16 protein-coding genes and 1 other annotated feature are annotated in these 17,779 nt (G+C 38.5%); of the genes, 3 read left to right on the forward strand and 13 right to left on the reverse strand.

The annotated features are described in order from the left end of the window. Positions 1-260 precede the first annotated feature (260 nt). The 3 genes from KQI94_RS08885 to serS all read left to right on the forward strand — a co-directional run bounded on the left by KQI94_RS08885 (position 261) and on the right by serS (position 3,727). The gene (locus KQI94_RS08885) at positions 261-950 is read left to right on the forward strand and encodes a response regulator transcription factor (RefSeq protein ID WP_002355963.1); all 690 of its coding nucleotides are present in this window, start codon (positions 261-263) and stop codon (positions 948-950) included. Further along, positions 940-2,121 (forward strand): HAMP domain-containing sensor histidine kinase, encoded by a 1,182-nt coding sequence (locus KQI94_RS08890; protein WP_002363566.1) that lies wholly within the window; start codon positions 940-942, stop codon positions 2,119-2,121. Before KQI94_RS08885 ends, KQI94_RS08890 begins: the two co-directional genes overlap by 11 nt. A gap of 38 nt (positions 2,122-2,159) precedes the next feature. Beyond that, positions 2,160-2,368, forward strand: a binding site (T-box leader). 87 nt (positions 2,369-2,455) lie between these two features. Next, on the forward strand, positions 2,456-3,727 hold the full coding sequence (serS, locus tag KQI94_RS08895; RefSeq protein WP_002355965.1) for a serine--tRNA ligase: 1,272 nt from the start codon (positions 2,456-2,458) through the stop codon (positions 3,725-3,727). Between the two features lie 211 nt (positions 3,728-3,938). Here the strand turns inward: serS and guaB are convergent, their stop codons facing one another. The 13 genes from guaB to KQI94_RS08960 all read right to left on the reverse strand — a co-directional run bounded on the left by guaB (position 3,939) and on the right by KQI94_RS08960 (position 17,774). After that, positions 3,939-5,420: an IMP dehydrogenase gene (gene guaB, locus KQI94_RS08900; protein WP_002355966.1), complete on the reverse strand. Its 1,482-nt coding sequence runs from the start codon at positions 5,418-5,420 to the stop codon at positions 3,939-3,941. Positions 5,421-5,577: 157 nt separating this feature from the next. Further along, positions 5,578-7,260 carry a 6-pyruvoyl-tetrahydropterin synthase-related protein gene (locus tag KQI94_RS08905; RefSeq protein ID WP_002368743.1) on the reverse strand — a complete coding sequence of 561 codons (1,683 nt, stop codon included), beginning with the start codon at positions 7,258-7,260 and terminating at the stop codon, positions 5,578-5,580. A gap of 166 nt (positions 7,261-7,426) precedes the next feature. Continuing rightward, the gene (locus KQI94_RS08910) at positions 7,427-8,116 is read right to left on the reverse strand and encodes a DUF1129 domain-containing protein (protein WP_002363563.1); all 690 of its coding nucleotides are present in this window, start codon (positions 8,114-8,116) and stop codon (positions 7,427-7,429) included. Between the two features lie 108 nt (positions 8,117-8,224). Next, the gene (gene ychF / locus KQI94_RS08915) at positions 8,225-9,340 is read right to left on the reverse strand and encodes a redox-regulated ATPase YchF (RefSeq protein ID WP_002355971.1); all 1,116 of its coding nucleotides are present in this window, start codon (positions 9,338-9,340) and stop codon (positions 8,225-8,227) included. A gap of 56 nt (positions 9,341-9,396) precedes the next feature. Then, complete coding sequence (locus KQI94_RS08920) at positions 9,397-9,582, reverse strand: DUF951 domain-containing protein (protein WP_002355974.1); 186 nt, start codon at positions 9,580-9,582, stop codon at positions 9,397-9,399. A gap of 117 nt (positions 9,583-9,699) precedes the next feature. Continuing rightward, positions 9,700-10,590: a ParB/RepB/Spo0J family partition protein gene (locus KQI94_RS08925; protein WP_002355975.1), complete on the reverse strand. Its 891-nt coding sequence runs from the start codon at positions 10,588-10,590 to the stop codon at positions 9,700-9,702. Next, positions 10,583-11,344 carry an AAA family ATPase gene (locus tag KQI94_RS08930; RefSeq protein ID WP_002355976.1) on the reverse strand — a complete coding sequence of 254 codons (762 nt, stop codon included), beginning with the start codon at positions 11,342-11,344 and terminating at the stop codon, positions 10,583-10,585. Before KQI94_RS08930 ends, KQI94_RS08925 begins: the two co-directional genes overlap by 8 nt. 15 nt (positions 11,345-11,359) lie before the next feature. Continuing rightward, positions 11,360-12,076 carry a 16S rRNA (guanine(527)-N(7))-methyltransferase RsmG gene (rsmG, locus tag KQI94_RS08935; RefSeq protein ID WP_002355977.1) on the reverse strand — a complete coding sequence of 239 codons (717 nt, stop codon included), beginning with the start codon at positions 12,074-12,076 and terminating at the stop codon, positions 11,360-11,362. Between the two features lie 247 nt (positions 12,077-12,323). Next, positions 12,324-13,310, reverse strand: coding sequence for a DUF3114 domain-containing protein (locus KQI94_RS08940; RefSeq protein WP_002368742.1), 987 nt, complete (start codon positions 13,308-13,310; stop codon positions 12,324-12,326). Positions 13,311-13,720: 410 nt separating this feature from the next. After that, positions 13,721-15,493, reverse strand: a complete 1,773-nt coding sequence (locus tag KQI94_RS08945; protein WP_002361446.1) for an oleate hydratase — start codon at positions 15,491-15,493, stop codon at positions 13,721-13,723. A 200-nt stretch (positions 15,494-15,693) separates the two neighbouring features. Continuing rightward, entirely contained in the window at positions 15,694-16,371 is a 678-nt protein-coding gene (locus KQI94_RS08950; RefSeq protein WP_002368741.1) for a fructose-6-phosphate aldolase, read from the reverse strand. Between the two features lie 27 nt (positions 16,372-16,398). Then, entirely contained in the window at positions 16,399-16,755 is a 357-nt protein-coding gene (locus tag KQI94_RS08955) for a PTS glucitol/sorbitol transporter subunit IIA (protein WP_002355981.1), read from the reverse strand. Between the two features lie 23 nt (positions 16,756-16,778). After that, a complete protein-coding gene (locus KQI94_RS08960) occupies positions 16,779-17,774 on the reverse strand; it encodes a PTS glucitol/sorbitol transporter subunit IIB (protein ID WP_002355982.1) in 996 nt (331 codons plus the stop codon). Between the last annotated feature and the right edge of the window lie 5 nt (positions 17,775-17,779).

A 17,779-nucleotide genomic window follows, 5' to 3' on the forward strand; every position in this document is an offset into this window, starting at 1 on the left:
AATAATATACCAAGATTTCAAGCATTGGTCAATCATTATTTTCACTTTTTTTAAACTTTTTTTCAATACCGATTATTATGATTGGTATAGGTATTTTCGTTCGCTTTTTACCCCCTTTCATCATTTTTTGGCTATAGTTTATTAACTTTTAGCAAAATCTTCTAAATTTATCGTAATATATCAAGGATTTTGTCCTTTTTAGCAATTATTTGTTAAAATATGGAAAAGAGATTTTTTATATATGGAGGAAATGAACGCTTATGAAAATTTTAGTTGCAGATGATGATAAAGAAATTGTAGAACTATTGAGTATTTATATTCATAATGAAGGATACGAAGTCGTGAAAGCTTATGATGGAAAAGAAGCATTATCCAAATTGCACACAACACCAGATATCGATTTATTAATCTTGGACATTATGATGCCAATCATGGATGGAATGGAAGTAGTGAAAGAACTTCGAAAAGAATCGCAAATTCCAATTATTATGTTAACAGCAAAAACAACCGATATGGATAAAATCAAAGGCTTAGTTGCTGGTGCAGACGATTATGTCACCAAGCCTTTTAATCCTTTAGAAGTAATGGCTCGGGTGAAGTCTATTTTACGTAGAAGCCAAATGCAATTAACCAAAGAAGAACCCGATGAATTAGAAGTCGGCCCATTAATGATTAATAAGGACTCTCACGAAGTCAAAACAATAGAAGGAAAAGAAATTCAATTAACCGCTCTTGAGTTTGGTATCCTCTATCTATTAGCTAGTCATCCAAATCGTGTGTTTAGTGCGGATGAAATTTTTGAGCGTGTGTGGCAACAAGAAAGTATTGTTTCTGCTAAAACCGTGATGGTTCACGTCAGTCATTTAAGAGATAAGATTGAAGAAGCAACTGGTGGAGAAAAAGTCATTCAAACAGTGTGGGGAGTTGGATATAAGATCGATGCTCGTTAAACCTAAAAAGATTGAAAAACAAAAACGAATTACCTTAACTTCTAAAGAAATCAGCGAGTTATTAGCAGAAGCAATTGTGACAATTGTTTTATTACTACTATTAAATGTCTCAATTATGTTCCTTTTAGGACAACTACTTAGTGAAAACTCGCCCTTAGCTGGTGTCATCTGGGCCACTAAGGATGCGGTCGCTAAAGAATTAAATACTGATTTGTTTTGGAGCTGGAATAAATTTGTCTTACCCATTTTCTTTTTAGTAGATGCAGCTGTTCTCTATTGGCGCTTAATTCGTCGCTACCACCAAATGCAATTGCGTCATATTATCAGTGAGTTACATTACATCGCTGATGGTAATTACAATCACCGCATTCCGTTTGAATTAAGTGGTGATTTAGCAAAAGTCGTGACGAGTATTAACGGTCTAGTGGATAGTACTGTCGCAGCCATTGAAGATGAACGGCGAATTGAAAAATCAAAAGATGAATTAATTACGAATGTCAGTCATGATATTCGGACACCGTTAACTTCTATTATTGGTTATCTGGGATTGATTGAAGATCGTCAATTTCATAGCCAAGAAGATTTACTGAAATATACGCATACCGCTTACGTCAAAGCGAAACAAATGAAATTATTAGTTGATGATCTTTTTGAATATACAAAAGTCCGTCAACCAAGTGTACCGATTCATACGACGACTTTTGATATGGCACAATTAATTGAACAGCTTGCTGCCGATTTTGAATTGGAAGCGAAAAAGATTAATATGCAAATCCAAGTAAAAGCCAATCCAGCTTCTTTAATGATGGAAGGCGATACGGAAAAACTAGTCCGAGTCTTTAACAACCTTCTTTCAAACGCTTTGAAATATGGCAAAGGCGGCCATCATATTGTAATGGAAGTAGACAAAGTCGGCACCGAAGCAATTATCGCTGTTCGCAATGATGGACCAGCTATCCCTAAACATTCTTTAGATCAGTTATTTGACCGCTTCTATCGTGTCGAAGAATCCCGATCACAAGAAACGGGTGGTACTGGTTTAGGTCTGGCTATTGCACAAAGTATTGTTGCTTTACATGGTGGATATATTTATGCGAAGTCTGATCAAAAGTGGACTTCCTTTATTATTCATCTACCCTTACAGCGTACCAACAAGAAATCAGAGAGTTAATTGACATCCCTGAACTTTTTCGGTATTCTATAGAAAAGAGAAAACTAAGAGAAAAAGTATTTATGGCACTGAATTTCAGAGAGTTTGCGGGGGTGCGAGCAAACATTCATCCATAAAGAAGTCCGTCTCTTCCAGGTGTCCAGCGAAATAAGTTGGAACGGTCTGCAGCCGTTATCTGCAAATCAAGGGCAGTAACATTACTGAACTTGGGTGGTACCGCGAGATTTCCAGTCATTTCGTCCCAAGAATATTTATTTTTGGGGTGAGATGGCTTTTTTGTTGTTTTCTACAACAGTTATTATTGATTATGTACTAATTTTAAGGAGGAAAAAATATGTTAGATGTAAAAATGATGCGTCAAAATTTTGACGAAGTAAAAGCAAAGCTACAAACCCGTGGTGTGAAAGAAGAAATCTTAGTGGAATTTCTGCGTTTAGATGAAAGTCGCCGTGATTTATTAGTCAAAGTCGAAGAAATGAAAAAATACCGGAATGATGTGTCTGCTGAAATTGCTCAATTAAAACGAAACAAAGAAGATGCAACGGCCAAAATCGCGGAAATGAAAGAAGTCGGCGGTAATATTAAAGCGTTAGATGCAGAAATTAATGCTATTGACGAAGAGCTACGTGGGATCACAACTACTTTACCGAACTTGCCAGATGATTCTGTGCCTGTTGGTGCTGGTGAAGAAGAAAATGTAGAAGTACGTCGTTGGAGTGAACCAAGAACTTTTGCTTTTGAACCAAAACCACACTGGGAAGTCGCTGAAAACTTAGGCATTCTAGATTTTGAACGTGGTGCCAAAGTAGCTGGTAGCCGTTTTGTTTATTACAAAGGCTTAGGTGCTCGCTTAGAACGTGCGTTATACAACTTCATGTTAGATTTACATGTTTATGAACATGGCTATACAGAAATGATTACGCCTTATATCGTTAATGACACCGCCATGTTCGGAACTGGCCAATTTCCTAAATTTAAAGAAGATGTCTTCCAATTACAAGATACGGATTTAACGTTAATCCCAACGGCAGAAGTCCCGTTAACTAATTACTACAACAATGAAATTTTAGATGGCAAGGATTTACCGATTTACTTTACGGCCTTGAGCCCTTCTTTCCGTTCTGAAGCTGGTAGCGCTGGTCGTGACACACGTGGGTTAATTCGTTTACACCAATTTAATAAAGTCGAAATGGTTAAATTTAGTGATGCAGAGCATTCTTATGAGGAATTAGAAAAAATGACGAATAATGCCGAAGAAATTCTGCAAAAACTGGGATTACCTTACCGTGTCATGGCTCTTTCAACAGGTGACATGGGCTTCTCAGCTGCGAAAACTTATGACTTGGAAGTTTGGATTCCCGCTCAAGAGACATACCGTGAAATCAGTTCATGCTCAAACTGTGAAGATTTCCAAGCGCGCCGTGCGATGATTCGTTACCGTGATGAAAATGATAAAGTCCAATATGCGCATACACTCAATGGTTCTGGTTTAGCCGTGGGACGGACAGTCGCTGCTATTTTAGAAAACTACCAAAACGAAGATGGCTCTGTGACTGTACCAGAAGTCCTAGTTCCTTACATGGGTAACCTAACAGTTATTAAATAAAGGGAAGATGAAGGTCGTTGTCTGATATCAGATAACGGCTTTTATTCTATAGGAAAAGGAGCCTGTAACAAAAATCACTTTGGATTTTTGTTACAGGCTTAAAAATTGATAAACGGCGGAAACAGAAGCAAATCCTTCATTCTACAGAAAAAGAGGCAGACGTCGAAATGACGTCTGCCTCTTTTAAATTTCAAAAAAATCAGCTTTTATTTTATTGAACAGAATAGTTTGGTGCTTCTTTTGTGATTTGAACGTCATGTGGATGTGATTCTTTCAATCCGTTACCACTCATTTGAACAAATTGTGCTTCTTCACGCAACGCTTTCAGGTCTGCTGCACCGACGTAACCCATCCCTGATTTCAAGCCACCGATTAATTGGAAGACAATATCAGAAACGCTTCCTTTGTAGGCGACACGTCCTTCGATTCCTTCTGGCACTAATTTGTTTGCTTCATTGACACTTCCTTGGAAGTAACGATCACTTGATCCTTTTTCCATTGCACCCAATGAGCCCATGCCACGGTAAGTTTTGAAACGACGGCCTTGATAAATTTCAAATTCGCCTGGAGATTCATCTGTACCTGCTAACATACTTCCTAGCATTACAGCATGGCCACCAGCAGCTAAGGCTTTCACGATATCACCAGAATATTTAATACCGCCATCAGCGATAATTGCTTTACCATATTCTCTAGCTACAGAAGCAGCATCATAAATCGCTGTTAATTGAGGAACACCAACACCGGCAACGACACGTGTTGTACAAATTGAACCAGGTCCAATACCAACTTTGACAACGTCCACGCCGACATCATACAATGCTTTGGTTGCTTCAGCAGTGGCAACATTACCAGCAATTAATGTTGCTTCAGGGAACGTTTCACGAATTTCTTTAATTTTGCGAATAACGCCGGCACTATGGCCATGTGCAGTATCGATAACAATCGCATCGGCACCTGCTTCTAATAATGCTTCCGCACGTTCGAACGTATCACTAGTGACACCGACTGCTGCCGCCACAAGTAAACGACCGTGTTCGTCTTTGGCAGCATTTGGGAATTCAATCACTTTTTCAATGTCTTTAATTGTAATTAAGCCACTTAAGCGACCTGCTTCATCAACGATTGGTAATTTTTCGATTTTATGTTTTTGTAAGATTTTTTCTGCATCTTTTAAAGATGTGCCAACTGGCGCAGTGACTAAATGATCTTTTGTCATGACTTCTTCAATTTTGATTTGGTAGTCGGTTACAAAACGCATATCACGGTTTGTAATAATTCCGACTAATTTACGGTTTTCCATTGTTTCTACAATTGGCACACCGCTAATACGGTAACGACTCATTAATTCTTCTGCATCCGCTACTAAGTTTGTTGGTGTTAGAAAGAATGGATCAATGATAACGCCGCTTTCAGAACGTTTGACTTTACGTACTTCGTCTGCTTGTTGGGCGACAGTCATATTTTTATGTACGACACCTAGTCCACCTTGACGAGCCATCGCAATTGCCATATTACTATCTGTAACAGTATCCATACTGGCACTCATCAATGGAATATTTAACTTGATATTTTTAGCTAATTGTACACTCATGTCTACATCATTTGGTAAGACATGGCTTTCTGCAGGGATTAATAGCACATCATCAAATGTAAGACCTTTTTTCGCAAATTTTGTTTCCCAATTTGACATTTTTTTGTCCACTCCTCGACTTAATTTTATATATGAAAATAACAGATAATACTAAGGAAGTCAACTAGATTTGTTTAAATAATCAATGAGGAATAAAGGACAAAACACCAAAATCGGTTTGTCCTCTATTCAACTCTTCCTAATTAAGGTCCTACTTTCATCGTTGTTCTTTTATCTTGTGTTTCTTTTTTTGTTGTAAAAATCGGCTAAATCCAAAACCGCCGACAGAAAGCAAGGTAATCATTGTCCCTATTTTTTGCACTTTTGTTCTTTGGTAACGGATGTCGACATGTCCTGTACCAGATAAAGAAAGAGCGGCTAAGCCTCCTTGATTGGTTAGGTTCATTTTTTTAGCGCCCGTTTGGTTTTTCATTTGAATCGTGGCTTGATAGCCTAAGTAATAAATAAAAGGAACGGTCACCTTCGCTGATTGCTTCACCACTTGGTAATCAAATGAAATTTTCCCATAAGGCATTCTAACATTTGTAATGGTTACTTGTTCTGCCGAATAATCAAGTTGTCGTTTTTTCTGTTTCAATAATTCCTGATAATTGATTTCATCTGGCAAATATTCATGGCCCGCACCGATATAAAAAGGTGTTGGTTGCTCATACTCAGCTTTTGTTAACAGGCGACCTTGTTGTGACTGAATACTTTGATATTGATAAATGCCTAAATTGCTGATGGCAAGGAAAACCAACAAAGCCACGGTCCAAGATTTACGGAAAACGCCCCATTCGTCTTGTGCAATGAAAAAAGCGAGCATTACGGAAAGAATCCCTAAAAACCGCCAAGGAAACTGAATCGTATTTAAAGGCGTGTGGTTCAGCCAGTGCCAAGGAAAAAGCGTGGTAACCATCAATAAGAGTACCAGCGTCAAACCAATAAACCGTTTGTTCTGAATTTTTTTGCTGGCAAGCGAAACCACTGCTACAACAAGTCCCACAAACAAAAGGGTTCCTAGATTCGCTGTTTTCGCGTGAAAAACACTGCTCTTTAAACTATTAATGAAAAGAGAATCAATGGGATAACTTCTTTCGGAAATATAAGTGAGTGGATTGGATGTAACTTTAAACACTTGATTTTTCATTTGTTCAGCAACTGGTAAAAGATAAAAGGCCAGCCAAAGCAGCGTCAGACCTGCAGCCTTCGTTAATGCCCACAGGACCTCCTTTTTAAAAAACTGCTGCCAATAAAACAGAATGTATAACCCAATCCAAATAGAAACCATTTCAATAGAAATAAAGTGAGCCAACCCAATCCCAGTCATCGCCAGCGTTAACAACGGCCAACATTTCGTGGTTCCCTTTCGTAATAAAAACAGGCTCGCTAAGACCAACGGAAAAAAACTTAGCGCCAAAAATTCTCCTAACGCTTGGCGATTAAACAAGTCTTGCATGCGGTAAATAGATAAGCCATACAAAATGGCAAAGAGATAGCTTCTTTTTTTAGAGAGCGCCATTAATCGGCCTGCATAATAAGTAAGACTAAATGTTGCCAAGTTTACCGCAAACACAAAAACCGCCATACTAGCGACAAAGGAAAGCCCCAGAACACGCAAAAGCGCAGGCAAATAAAGATACGCATCTGGATAAAACAAACTAGAGGCATAGCCATAGCCTCCCAAGAAAAAATAATTGATTTTAGGAAACCAGTCGTTGTTTTTAATTGCTAATGCGAGGCCTTCCACCCGATTTTGATGAAAGCGGAAATCACTTGCTCGTAAAAAATTCTCTTGAAAATAGACAAAATAAAGAGAAAGTCCACTTAATAAGAGAAAACTAATAAAAATGAGTAGCCGCTCGTGTTGACGGCACCAAGACTTCACTTGTTGTCCCATAAGAGGCTCCTTTCTTTAGCAAACTTCTGAAAACAGAAGCCTGGGACACTAGCTTTTTCGACTAATCCCCCAGGCTTTAACTGTTAAAACGCTCTATTGAGAGAGCGACTTTGCTTGTTGCAGTTTCTGCGTCAGCCGAGCGCATTCACAATTGAGCGCGCGCCGTTTATTGACGTGTCATGAAACTACCTTGAATATTGTATTTTTTCTTGAAGAAATAGCGTGCTACAAAGGCTAACGCACCGATTACTAAAGCAATCATCGGATCTAAAATGGGATTGATCACTGGTGGCAGCATCGCTGAACCAGCGAAAACTGCAATCCACAAGAACATCCCACCAAATAGAATGGCGGTCGTTTTTAACCAACCAGGACGTTTGCTTTTGTCGCCACCTTGACGATCAAAACGATAAACATATTTGTGCATTAGATAGAAAACATAACCCCCAGCCATCGCACCTAAGATATATGTGGTTAATCCGAGAGGTTGTGCGGTTCCTTTTGAAAATAGAGACATCGCCGCTAACATGATTGTTAATAAACCAAGTAATAGTAAGGTATTGTCGAGCCAAATCATCCAGCCCGCTGGTTCTTTGACTTCTGCTGGTTTATTTAAAATTGCTTCCGTCCGTTCTGAAACAGTGCCAAATAACTGACGGGCTGTTTTACCTGTTTTTTGACCGGCTACTAATTCTGGTAAAATACCGTGTAGAGCCAATGCTAGCTCTTCTTCAGATAAATTAGCCGCTTTTAATGATTTTTTTAAGTCAAAAATGTATTGTTCATTTCTTTTAGTCAAATTCTGTTCTAATTGACGATTCTCAGCCACGATTGCTCGTAATGCTTCTGCTTCCATAGTTGTATCCTCCTCACCCTCATGTAGAGGGAACCTCTTTCTAAACGGCTGAATGGCCTTAAATATGTGGGCTTATCCCAAAACAAATTGCTTGTTGGGCACATTTTTTTAAACGTTAAAACGGAACAACATAACATCGCCATCTTGAACGACGTAGTCTTTTCCTTCTAAACGAACACGGCCCGCTTCTTTGGCAGCTTGCATATTGCCATATTTATCTAGGTCTTCATAAGAAACTGTTTCCGCACGAATGAAGCCTCGTTCAAAGTCACTGTGGATAATCCCAGCTGCTTGAGGTGCCTTGATTCCCTTACGGAACGTCCATGCACGAACTTCTTGTTCACCAGCTGTAAAGTAGGTAGCTAAGCCTAACAAATCGTACGCCGCACGAATCAATTGATCTAAGCCAGATTGTTCAATGCCCATTGCTTCTAAAAATTCAGCCTTGTCTTCTTCAGAATCCAATTCAGCAATTTCTTCTTCTGCTCGCGCACTAACTACGATTACTTCCGCATTTTCACTGGTTGCAAAATTACGAACTTGTTGTACATACTCGTTGTTGTCTGGATCCGCCACTTCATCTTCTGAAACATTTGCTACATAAAGGACCGGCTTTGTGGTTAATAAGAAAAGAGATTTAACAATTTTCTCTTCTTCTGGCGTAAATTCAATCGTACGAGCAGATAAACCTTCTTCTAAAACTGGTTTAATTTTGTCTAAAACAGCTAATTCTTCCACCGCTTCTTTATCTTTTGCTTTCGCCATTTTTGCCACGCGAGTATAGCGTTTATTGATTGAATCTAAATCTGCTAAAATTAGCTCTAAATTAATTGTATCAATGTCTGCTAAAGGATCAACGAAATCCGCATCCCGATTTTGTTCACGCATGATATTTTCGTCATCAAAACAACGAACCACGTGACAGATTGCATCTACTTGACGAATGTGACTTAAAAACTGATTTCCCAGCCCTTCTCCTTTGCTGGCACCTTTAACAATTCCGGCGATGTCTGTAAATTCAAACGTTGTGGGAACTGTTTTTTTCGGTTTTACTAGTTCTGTCAAGCGTTGTAAACGGGCATCTGGTACTTCAACCATGCCGACGTTCGGATCAATCGTTGCAAAGGGATAATTTGCAGCTTCTGCTCCTGCTTTTGTAATTGCGTTAAATAGGGTCGATTTACCAACGTTTGGTAAGCCGACAATTCCAGCTGTTAGTGCCATTTGTTTTCCACTCTTTCTCTCAGTCTATTCTCTTTTCTATTAGAGGCATCAAAGCATTAGTCTGCTTTTTTCTCGATTACTTTTTTTAATTTTTTAGTAAAATCACGACGCGGCATCATGACAATATGCCCGCAATTCGTGCACTTGATTTTGATATCAGCGCCCATGCGAATGATTTGCCAACGATTTGCTTGGCAAGCATGCGGCTTTTTCATTTCGACAATATCGCCTAAATCATACATGTTCCAAGCCTTCTTTCTTCTCTTACTTATATAAAAATACCATGATTACAATACCATTTTTTAACGAAACTAGCAAAAGGATTTGTGACTTTCTGTCTTACTTTCTCACTTTGCTTTTTATTCCTCGTCAAAATGAATATCTAAAATATCTAAAATTCTAGCCAAATCCGAAGAGGACAAGTACTCAATTTCAATTTTTCCTTTGCCTTCTTTTTCTTGAATCGCTACGGTTGTCCCAAATTTATCCATTAAGCGGTCTTCACTTTCTCGAATATAAATGGGTTTTTCCTTGATGGCTTTTTTCGCTTTTTTGCCCTTTTTGCCTTGTGTTTCGTTTAATTCAGCGACAAGTTGTTCTAATTGTCGAACCGTTAAATTGTCTTTAATACAACGATTAGCTAATGGCAATAGCTGTTCTTTGTTCTTCAAGCCTAATAACGTCCGTGCTTGACCCATTGACATGCTTTGTTTTTGAACCATTGCTTTGACCGCATCTGGTAAGGTTAGCAACCGTAAATAATTGGCAATATACGGGCGACTTTTTCCCAAACGTTCTGCGACTTCCGCTTGTGTTAATTTCAAATTTTTCATTAACATTTCATAGGCTTCTGCTTCTTCTAGCGGATTTAAATCTTCCCTTTGTAAGTTTTCCAAAACAGCAACTTGCATCATGGATTCTTCATCAAATTCGCGAATAATTGCGGGAATTTTTTCTTTGCCGGCTAATTTAGAAGCCCGGAACCGACGCTCACCTGCAATAATTTCATAGCCTTTAACTGCCGATTTACGAACAATAATCGGTTGAAACACACCGGAATGTAGAATCGAGTTTGCAAGTTCTTGTAAAGAGGTTTCATCAAATGTTTTCCGCGGTTGGTAAGGATTGGGACGAAGTTCGTTTAATAGAATTTCTGTCACTTGTTCGTTCTTAACGTCGACATCTTCTAGCTTTGCGATATCTTGAAACAAGGCATCGATGCCTCTGCCTAAACCTTTGCCTTTATTCATTCTCCAACACTTCCTTTGCTAGTGCTTGATACACTTCGGCACCTTTTGAGCGAATATCATAGTCAATGATTGGTAAACCATGACTTGGTGCTTCGGATAAACGGACATTTCTTGGAATAATCGTGTCATAGACTTTTTCACGGAAATATTTACGGACTTCTTCCACGACTTCGGCACCTAAATTGGTCCGAGCATCGTACATGGTTAACAAGACCCCTTCAATTTTCAATTCAGGGTTAAAATGTTTTTGAACCAAGCGAATCGTATTTAGCAATTGACTCAAGCCTTCTAATGCGTAATATTCACATTGAACAGGAATTAGAATCGAATCACTTGCTGTAAAAGCATTGATTGTTAAATGCCCTAGAGAAGGCGGGCAATCAATTAAAACGAAATCATACATGTCTCTTACTTCATCAATTGCTAATTTCAAGCGCGATTCTCGAGCCATCATTGAAGTTAATTCAATTTCAGCGCCTGCTAATTGAATAGTTGCAGGGACAATATCTAAATTTTCACGGCTGGTATGTTGAACCACGCTAGTGATTGGTTCTTCATTTACAAGGACATCATACACATCGTGTGCGACATCTGGTTTAGGGACACCCATGCCACTGGTAGCATTTCCTTGTGCATCAATGTCGATCAGTAAGACTTTTTTGCCTAAGTTTGCTAAACATGCGCCTAAATTTACAGTGGTCGTTGTTTTACCAACGCCGCCTTTTTGGTTCGCTACAGAAATAATTCGTGTCATGTGTGTGCCTCCATCTTATTTAATCGGTTGTTTATTTGGTAATCCAGGTTTTCTGGGATATTTTTTAGGGGTTTCTTTTTTCTTTTGAATCACGACAATGTGGCGTTCGTCTGCCGTAATCGGCAAAGTAAAACCAACTTCTTTTTGAAATTGACCGCCTAATGTAGCGATTGCAGGTTTTGCTTCATTAATTTCTTCTTCACTTTTCGATGCTTTTAAGGCTAAAAAATAGCCTTCTTTTTTAACTAAGGGTAAACACAGTTCACTTAAAACATTTAATCGTGCAACTGCTCGCGCTGTAACGTAATCAAACGCGCCACGAAATTCTGCTTTTTGACCAAATGTTTCTGCACGATCATGATACAAAGAAACATTAGCCAAACCTAGTTGATTCACCAACTCTGTTAGGAAAGTAATTCGTTTATTTAAAGAGTCAACAATTGTGACATTTAATGAAGGAAAAACAATTTTCAAAGGAATACTTGGAAATCCTGCGCCTGCGCCAACATCACAAATGGCTTTATCGCTGGCAAAGTCTTCAAAGAATGCCAACGAAACAGAATCATAGAAATGTTTCAAATAAACTTCTTTTTCTTCTGTAATGGCTGTTAAATTCATTTTTTCATTCCATTCTACTAGTAAATGGAAATATTGGTCAAATTGTGTCATCTGTTGGTCTGTCAATTCAATGCCTTTTGCGGCTAATAGTTGTCTAAATTCTTCGGGTAGCATAAAGACTCCTTCCTTTTTTGTGAAACAGAAAAATGTTTCACAATCATCTTTTCCTACTTTAACGCAAATAGCAATTTCTTGCAATGCTTTTCGGAAGATTTTTGCCTGAATGATAAAAGAAAAATCCGCCTTTTTATGTAGTAAAAAGTCTCTAGTCACGGGCCAAAATATTCAATTGGCGGCAACGAAAACCGCCTTTCTCTAAGAATAAAACAAGCCAATGTTTCATGTGAAACATTGGCTTGTTTTACTTACTATAATCATCGCACTTTATTTGTCGTTCTCTGCGGTAGTCGTATTCTTGGATACGGGGACTTAACCAACCTTTTTTGGCTGTTTTTCGTAATTCATGATCAAATCTCCCTGGTGGTGAACTATCTAGTAATTCATGGGTACGATTATTCCGATTTGCATAATTAAACGATTCACCATTCAAGACTTTTTCCTGGTATTCATTGTTTTTGGCCGCTTGATAATAAGCTGGATTACTAATTAATCTGCCTCGCCAGTCTTCAACTAACACATCCCACTGGGTTACAAAGGTTCCTTCTTCATTCAAAATAAACTCACTGTGAAAATTAGGTGTCAATCGTTTCTTATTAATTAAAGAATAAGATGCCCCCTCAGGGTATTTGTTGTGCAAACGAGCAGAGCTTTTTTTCAGCTTCCGCCCGCCCATCCCTTGCGGCTTGGCCGCAAAAACATAGCGTTTTAATGCCTGTTCATCGGTGTCCCCTTCTTGTTTAAAAAAATCGCGGATATACATGATATTTTGACGATCAATATACATTCTTAATTGATGTATCTTTTTCGCTTTCTCTTGGTTAAAGCTCCCAAGAAGACCTAACGGATAGGCTTTTTGAACTGTTTTTGCCAACAAATCCCAAAACGTCGCATGCGGTGCAATCGTCTTCGAGAAACGATAAGGTCCTACTAATTGCAACATGCCATGCTGATCCAACACTGCACCTAATTGCCATAACAGTAACGAGAGCTTTTCTTGCGGACGATAAGCCGAAAAGCGAAATAATCGCTCATACGCTGAAGAGCCCACTTCTTCCACTTCAGAAAACAGTTCCGCGACTGCTGTTTTCGCTTGCTCAAGTGGCAAGAAACGCGTGTCTTTTATGGCGCTTTCCACTAATCCATAAACAGCTTGGCGGTCCCAGCCAGCGTCAATCGCCGCCTCTACACCAGCACTCATTGCTTGTTGTAATTCTTGCCAACGTCCCATCTTCTCGCCGCCTTTTTCTATATACTTCTTCTATAATGATAATCCTTTCCCCGCAAAATGCCAACTGCTTTAACGCAAAAAAACAACCCGCCCTTTGGGGAAGGGCGGGCGGAGGAGTTAAAAAATGAAAAAGTGTTTTGTTAGGGTTTTGTTTATCGGGTATGTTTAAATAATAGCCGTTAAATGTGAAGAAACTATGGTAAAAATGCGCCTTCTTTTCAACAAAATTTTGAAAAAGTCTCTTCAGAAATTAAGATTTTTTTGCGAAGTTGTTTACTTGCTACCTCTATTCGATATATTATATATTTAATATCCATAAAATCATAAAATAAATATACACAATTATGAATATTTATTCAACGGTTAATAAAACAACCAAAAAAGCGAGTGATTTACACTCGCTTTTTCAACTAAATTAAATGATTTTCTCTTAAAATATCACCAATATACGTATCCTCAAATTTCTTCACAAAGTGTTCAACCATTTTGCGTTCCACGAACGGCATATCCATTTCTGTTAATTTTTTCTTGTCAGATAAATAATAAACAGAGTTTGCTAAGACGCGCAAGTCGTATGCAGAAGCAAACACTTCTGGTACTCCGCGTTCAACCTCTAGCAATTGATAAACAGCTTCCATCGCTGTCCGTACAGAATACTCTGTTGTAAACACCGTATCTCGTTCAGTATCTGCGAAGTTCCCAATGAAAGCAAGATTTTTAGAGCCGTTTGGTACAACTAATGGTCGATCGCCTGGTTCTCTTAACATAAAGTAAGAAGTGATAAACGGCATATAAACCGGAATAGTGGTAGCCGATTCTTCTGAAATACGTTCAATTTCCCCTTCTGGGACCCCTAAATGATAAAGTAACTCTTGCGTAATTTCTTGGCCTGTACATTGTTCGATTGGTTTTTTGATATAATTTCCTGGTTTATTAGAAAGTAATCCATATACCCAAGTTATAGATTGTTGATCATTTTGTTCTTTAAAATGCGGTTGTCTATGCATAGCAAAACTCATCATCCAATTAGAGTCTTTGATAGTAATAATACCACCTGTGACAATTTTTCCTGTGCGTAATTTACGATGTGTTAACCGAGAAAGATACGGTTCAATATCGAAATTTTCCCACGTAATCGTTGCTGAGACAAACCAACTTTCATCTGGTAAATTTTCACAGAAAACTTCTGGGTGCCCAAATTCTGGGGATTGTTTTGCTAAGTTTTTCCAGAGATTCCAACTTCCCCCTAGTTCATGAGTAATTGGTGCTGGTGTATGATGATCTCCTTGCGTCGAACTTTCAGTAATTGAGCCATTCGTTACGAAGACTAAATCATTTTCAGTTAAAGGAATTTCTTTGGTTTTGCCCGCTTGTGTCAGCAATAATCGCCGAGCAACTTTAGTAGCTCCTTTGATGTCGACTTGGATATCATTGATCGTTGTTTCATATTGAAAGTCTACCCCTTGATTGGTTAAAAAGCTTAGTAATGGTTTCACTAACGATTCGTATTGATTGTATTTGGTAAACTTCAAGGCTGTAAAGTCAGGCAAACCTTTGATGTGGTGGATAAAGCGCATGATGTAGCGGCGCATTTCAATGGCAGAGTGCCATTTTTCAAAAGCAAACATTGAACACCAATAGATCCAAAAGTTGGATTCAAAAAATTCTTCGCCGAAAACATCTTCAATTTTTTTGCCAATTAATTGATCTTCAGAAGTCATAAATAAATCAACGATTTCTTTTTGTGCTTTTTTGGATAAAGTAAATTGTCCATCATCGGGGACACGTTCGCCACGGTTATGAATAATGCGGCAATTTGAAGAATTCGGATCATCTAAATCTAACCGGTAAAACTCATCTAGGACAGAGGCATCTTCTACTTCTAATGATGGTACCGAACGAAATAGATCCCACAAACACTCGAAATGGTTTTCCATTTCGCGTCCGCCGCGAGTGACAAAGCCATCATGGGGAATAAATTTACCATCTAAAGAACCGCCAGACAGCGTGAGTTCTTCAAAAATGTGAATATTTTCGCCCTTCATTTGACCGTCACGAATTAAGAAAACAGCCGTTGCTAAACCTGCTAGGCCACCACCAACGATATAGGCACTCTTGTCATCTACACCTTTTGGTTTTCTTGGTCGAGCAAATGCTTCATAATTTCCATTTGTGTATCTCATTCTCGTTTCCTCCTATCATTTGATACCCTCATCATACTGCTACCAAAAAAAATACCCAAAAGATAACCCTTTTTTTTAAGAAATTCTTTGACAAATAAAGAAAATTGTCTAATTTTTAAGCAAGTGAATAATCGTAGATGTTTCATGTGAAACAAAAAAAGAACGAGAAGAAAAATGGCCGCTTTTTCTTCTCGTTCTTTTTATTCTAATTCGTTTACCGTTTCTACTCCAAAAACAGCAACCCAATCTTCCTGAAAATCAGTTACTGCTTTTTGAATGGCGGGCATTGCCAAGCCTTGTGTCACGAGTTCTGGTGCGATAGTGACCGCTTGCGCCCCCATTTGACAGGCTTGATTAATTTGTGCCACGTTTTTAAAACTAGCAGCTAAGATCTTACTCTTTGCGTTCGTCCGTTTAATTTCTGCAGCTAAATGCTCAATAACCTTTTGAGAATCAATTGTTAAATTCTCCATCCTATTATAATAAGGCGCTAAATAATCTGCACCTGCCGCAATCGCTAGATAACCTTGAAATTCTGTATAAATAGCGGTTGCTGTTATCCGATAATTTGCCTGCTTTAGTTGTTTGATGGCTGCCAAGCCTGCTTCATTGACTGGGATTTTAATGAATGTTTCTTGGCCTAATTGTTGTACAATGGTTTGGGCATCTTCTAGCATCTCTTCTGTCGTTTGACCGACCACTTGGACGTGCAAACTCGCTTGTCCAATCGTTTTTTTGATTTCTTTCATCTGCGCAAAGAAGTCAATTTTTCCTGCTTGTTTAACAATACTGGGATTAGACGTCACGCCTGCCAGTGGTAAAATTTTCTGATACTTTCGAATAGCCTCAAGATTAATTGTATCTAGCATAAATTCCATCTTTTACGTTCCTCCCTTAAACGATAATTATAGAATAGTGATTGTTGTACCAACAGTTATTTCAGGAATAGCTTTTTCTTCAACATATAATGTACCTGGTAATTCAGGTGTTGTTGCGCCATCAAATTTAATAGTAATGTGACCCAATGTGTCTAAATTAGTTAATACTACCTCGCCTACAGCGGTAATCTGGTAAGTTTGTTCATCAATCACTAACGTTTGCTTGTCCGTAATCGCTTCTGTGACTGGCTGAACCTCAATGTTATAACAATAATCTGCTAAAGCATCTGGTGCATCTTTTCCAAATAAGATGACCATTTTTTCTTCTTTAAATAATTCGGCTTCTGGTCCAATAGACTGAACCTTTGTTGTAAATACTGACATTTCCCATCCTCCAAAAAAATTTTTTAACTATACAATCCAAAACTTGCTAACCAAGCAACTAGTACTCGAGGGGCACCATTTAAGAAACGAGAATATAAAACAGAAGGGACCCCGACTTCAACGGTTTCAGCTTCAGCTTCTTCCAAGCCTAAACCCACGGGAATAAAGTCGCACGCGTTTTGTGTATTAATAGCAAACAATGCTGGTAGAGCTAGTTGTGGCGGAATGTTGCCTTTCCCAATTTCCACACCAATTAACGTTCCAATTACTTGGCTGATTACTGCTCCAGGACCTAATAAAGGAGAAAGAAACGGCAGAGAACAAATAAAACCAATAATTGTTAACCCCACAATGTTTCCTGCCAATGGCGCCATGATATTGGCAAAAAATTCACCAATTCCTGAACCTTGAATCACACCAATTAATAAAGAAACAAATGCCATAAACGGAATCACTGTGTTGATCATCGTTTGTACGCCTTCACGGGCTGATTGGTTGAATGTCGCTACAACTTTTCCTGCACCCATACCAATTTTTGCAACAAAACTTTGTTGTTCCGCTTTTTGTTCAGTAATTTTTTTACTTGTATCATATTTAAATTCTGTTTTTTTCGAGGTGGGCTTTTCTGTATCAGCAGCAGCTTCTTCTGATGTCAATGTAATCTGTTTCGGGCCTACAGCGGAAACATAAATTGTCTCATTAATGTATTGTGCTAAGGGACCACTTTTGCCAGTTGGAACAACGTTAATAGTAGGAATTCCTTTTTTAGGATAAATTCCGCAACGAAGAGTGCCTCCACAATCAATAATGGCTAATGCGATTTCATCATCTGGAATCGATGTCTTAAAACCATTGACCGCTTCCATTCCTGTCAATTCTACGATTTTATCAACAATTGCGGGTTTCTCGCCGCCACCTGTAATGTAAATAAATTTATGTTTTTCTTCTGTCGGTGTAATCACTAAGGGCCCACCATAACCGCCATTTCCTTTAACTACCTTAATACTATTGTACGTCATCTCAC

Source organism: Enterococcus sp. S183_ASV_20 (genome assembly GCF_018919685.1).
In the GTDB taxonomy this organism is placed as follows: Bacteria; Bacillota; Bacilli; order Lactobacillales; family Enterococcaceae; genus Enterococcus; species Enterococcus faecalis.

Excerpts from the sequence above, each read along its gene's own strand:
- KQI94_RS08885 (WP_002355963.1), top strand. The coding sequence starts at position 261 with ATGAAAATTTTAGTTGCAGATGATGATAAAGAAATTGTAGAACTATTG.
- KQI94_RS08890 (WP_002363566.1), top strand. The coding sequence starts at position 940 with ATGCTCGTTAAACCTAAAAAGATTGAAAAACAAAAACGAATTACCTTA.
- serS (WP_002355965.1), top strand. The coding sequence starts at position 2,456 with ATGTTAGATGTAAAAATGATGCGTCAAAATTTTGACGAAGTAAAAGCA.
- guaB (WP_002355966.1), bottom strand. The coding sequence starts at position 5,420 with ATGTCAAATTGGGAAACAAAATTTGCGAAAAAAGGTCTTACATTTGAT.
- KQI94_RS08905 (WP_002368743.1), bottom strand. The coding sequence starts at position 7,260 with ATGGGACAACAAGTGAAGTCTTGGTGCCGTCAACACGAGCGGCTACTC.
- KQI94_RS08910 (WP_002363563.1), bottom strand. The coding sequence starts at position 8,116 with ATGGAAGCAGAAGCATTACGAGCAATCGTGGCTGAGAATCGTCAATTA.
- ychF (WP_002355971.1), bottom strand. The coding sequence starts at position 9,340 with ATGGCACTAACAGCTGGAATTGTCGGCTTACCAAACGTTGGTAAATCG.
- KQI94_RS08920 (WP_002355974.1), bottom strand. The coding sequence starts at position 9,582 with ATGTATGATTTAGGCGATATTGTCGAAATGAAAAAGCCGCATGCTTGC.
- KQI94_RS08925 (WP_002355975.1), bottom strand. The coding sequence starts at position 10,590 with ATGAATAAAGGCAAAGGTTTAGGCAGAGGCATCGATGCCTTGTTTCAA.
- KQI94_RS08930 (WP_002355976.1), bottom strand. The coding sequence starts at position 11,344 with ATGACACGAATTATTTCTGTAGCGAACCAAAAAGGCGGCGTTGGTAAA.
- rsmG (WP_002355977.1), bottom strand. The coding sequence starts at position 12,076 with ATGCTACCCGAAGAATTTAGACAACTATTAGCCGCAAAAGGCATTGAA.
- KQI94_RS08940 (WP_002368742.1), bottom strand. The coding sequence starts at position 13,310 with ATGGGACGTTGGCAAGAATTACAACAAGCAATGAGTGCTGGTGTAGAG.
- KQI94_RS08945 (WP_002361446.1), bottom strand. The coding sequence starts at position 15,493 with ATGAGATACACAAATGGAAATTATGAAGCATTTGCTCGACCAAGAAAA.
- KQI94_RS08950 (WP_002368741.1), bottom strand. The coding sequence starts at position 16,371 with ATGGAATTTATGCTAGATACAATTAATCTTGAGGCTATTCGAAAGTAT.
- KQI94_RS08955 (WP_002355981.1), bottom strand. The coding sequence starts at position 16,755 with ATGTCAGTATTTACAACAAAGGTTCAGTCTATTGGACCAGAAGCCGAA.
- KQI94_RS08960 (WP_002355982.1), bottom strand. The coding sequence starts at position 17,774 with ATGACGTACAATAGTATTAAGGTAGTTAAAGGAAATGGCGGTTATGGT.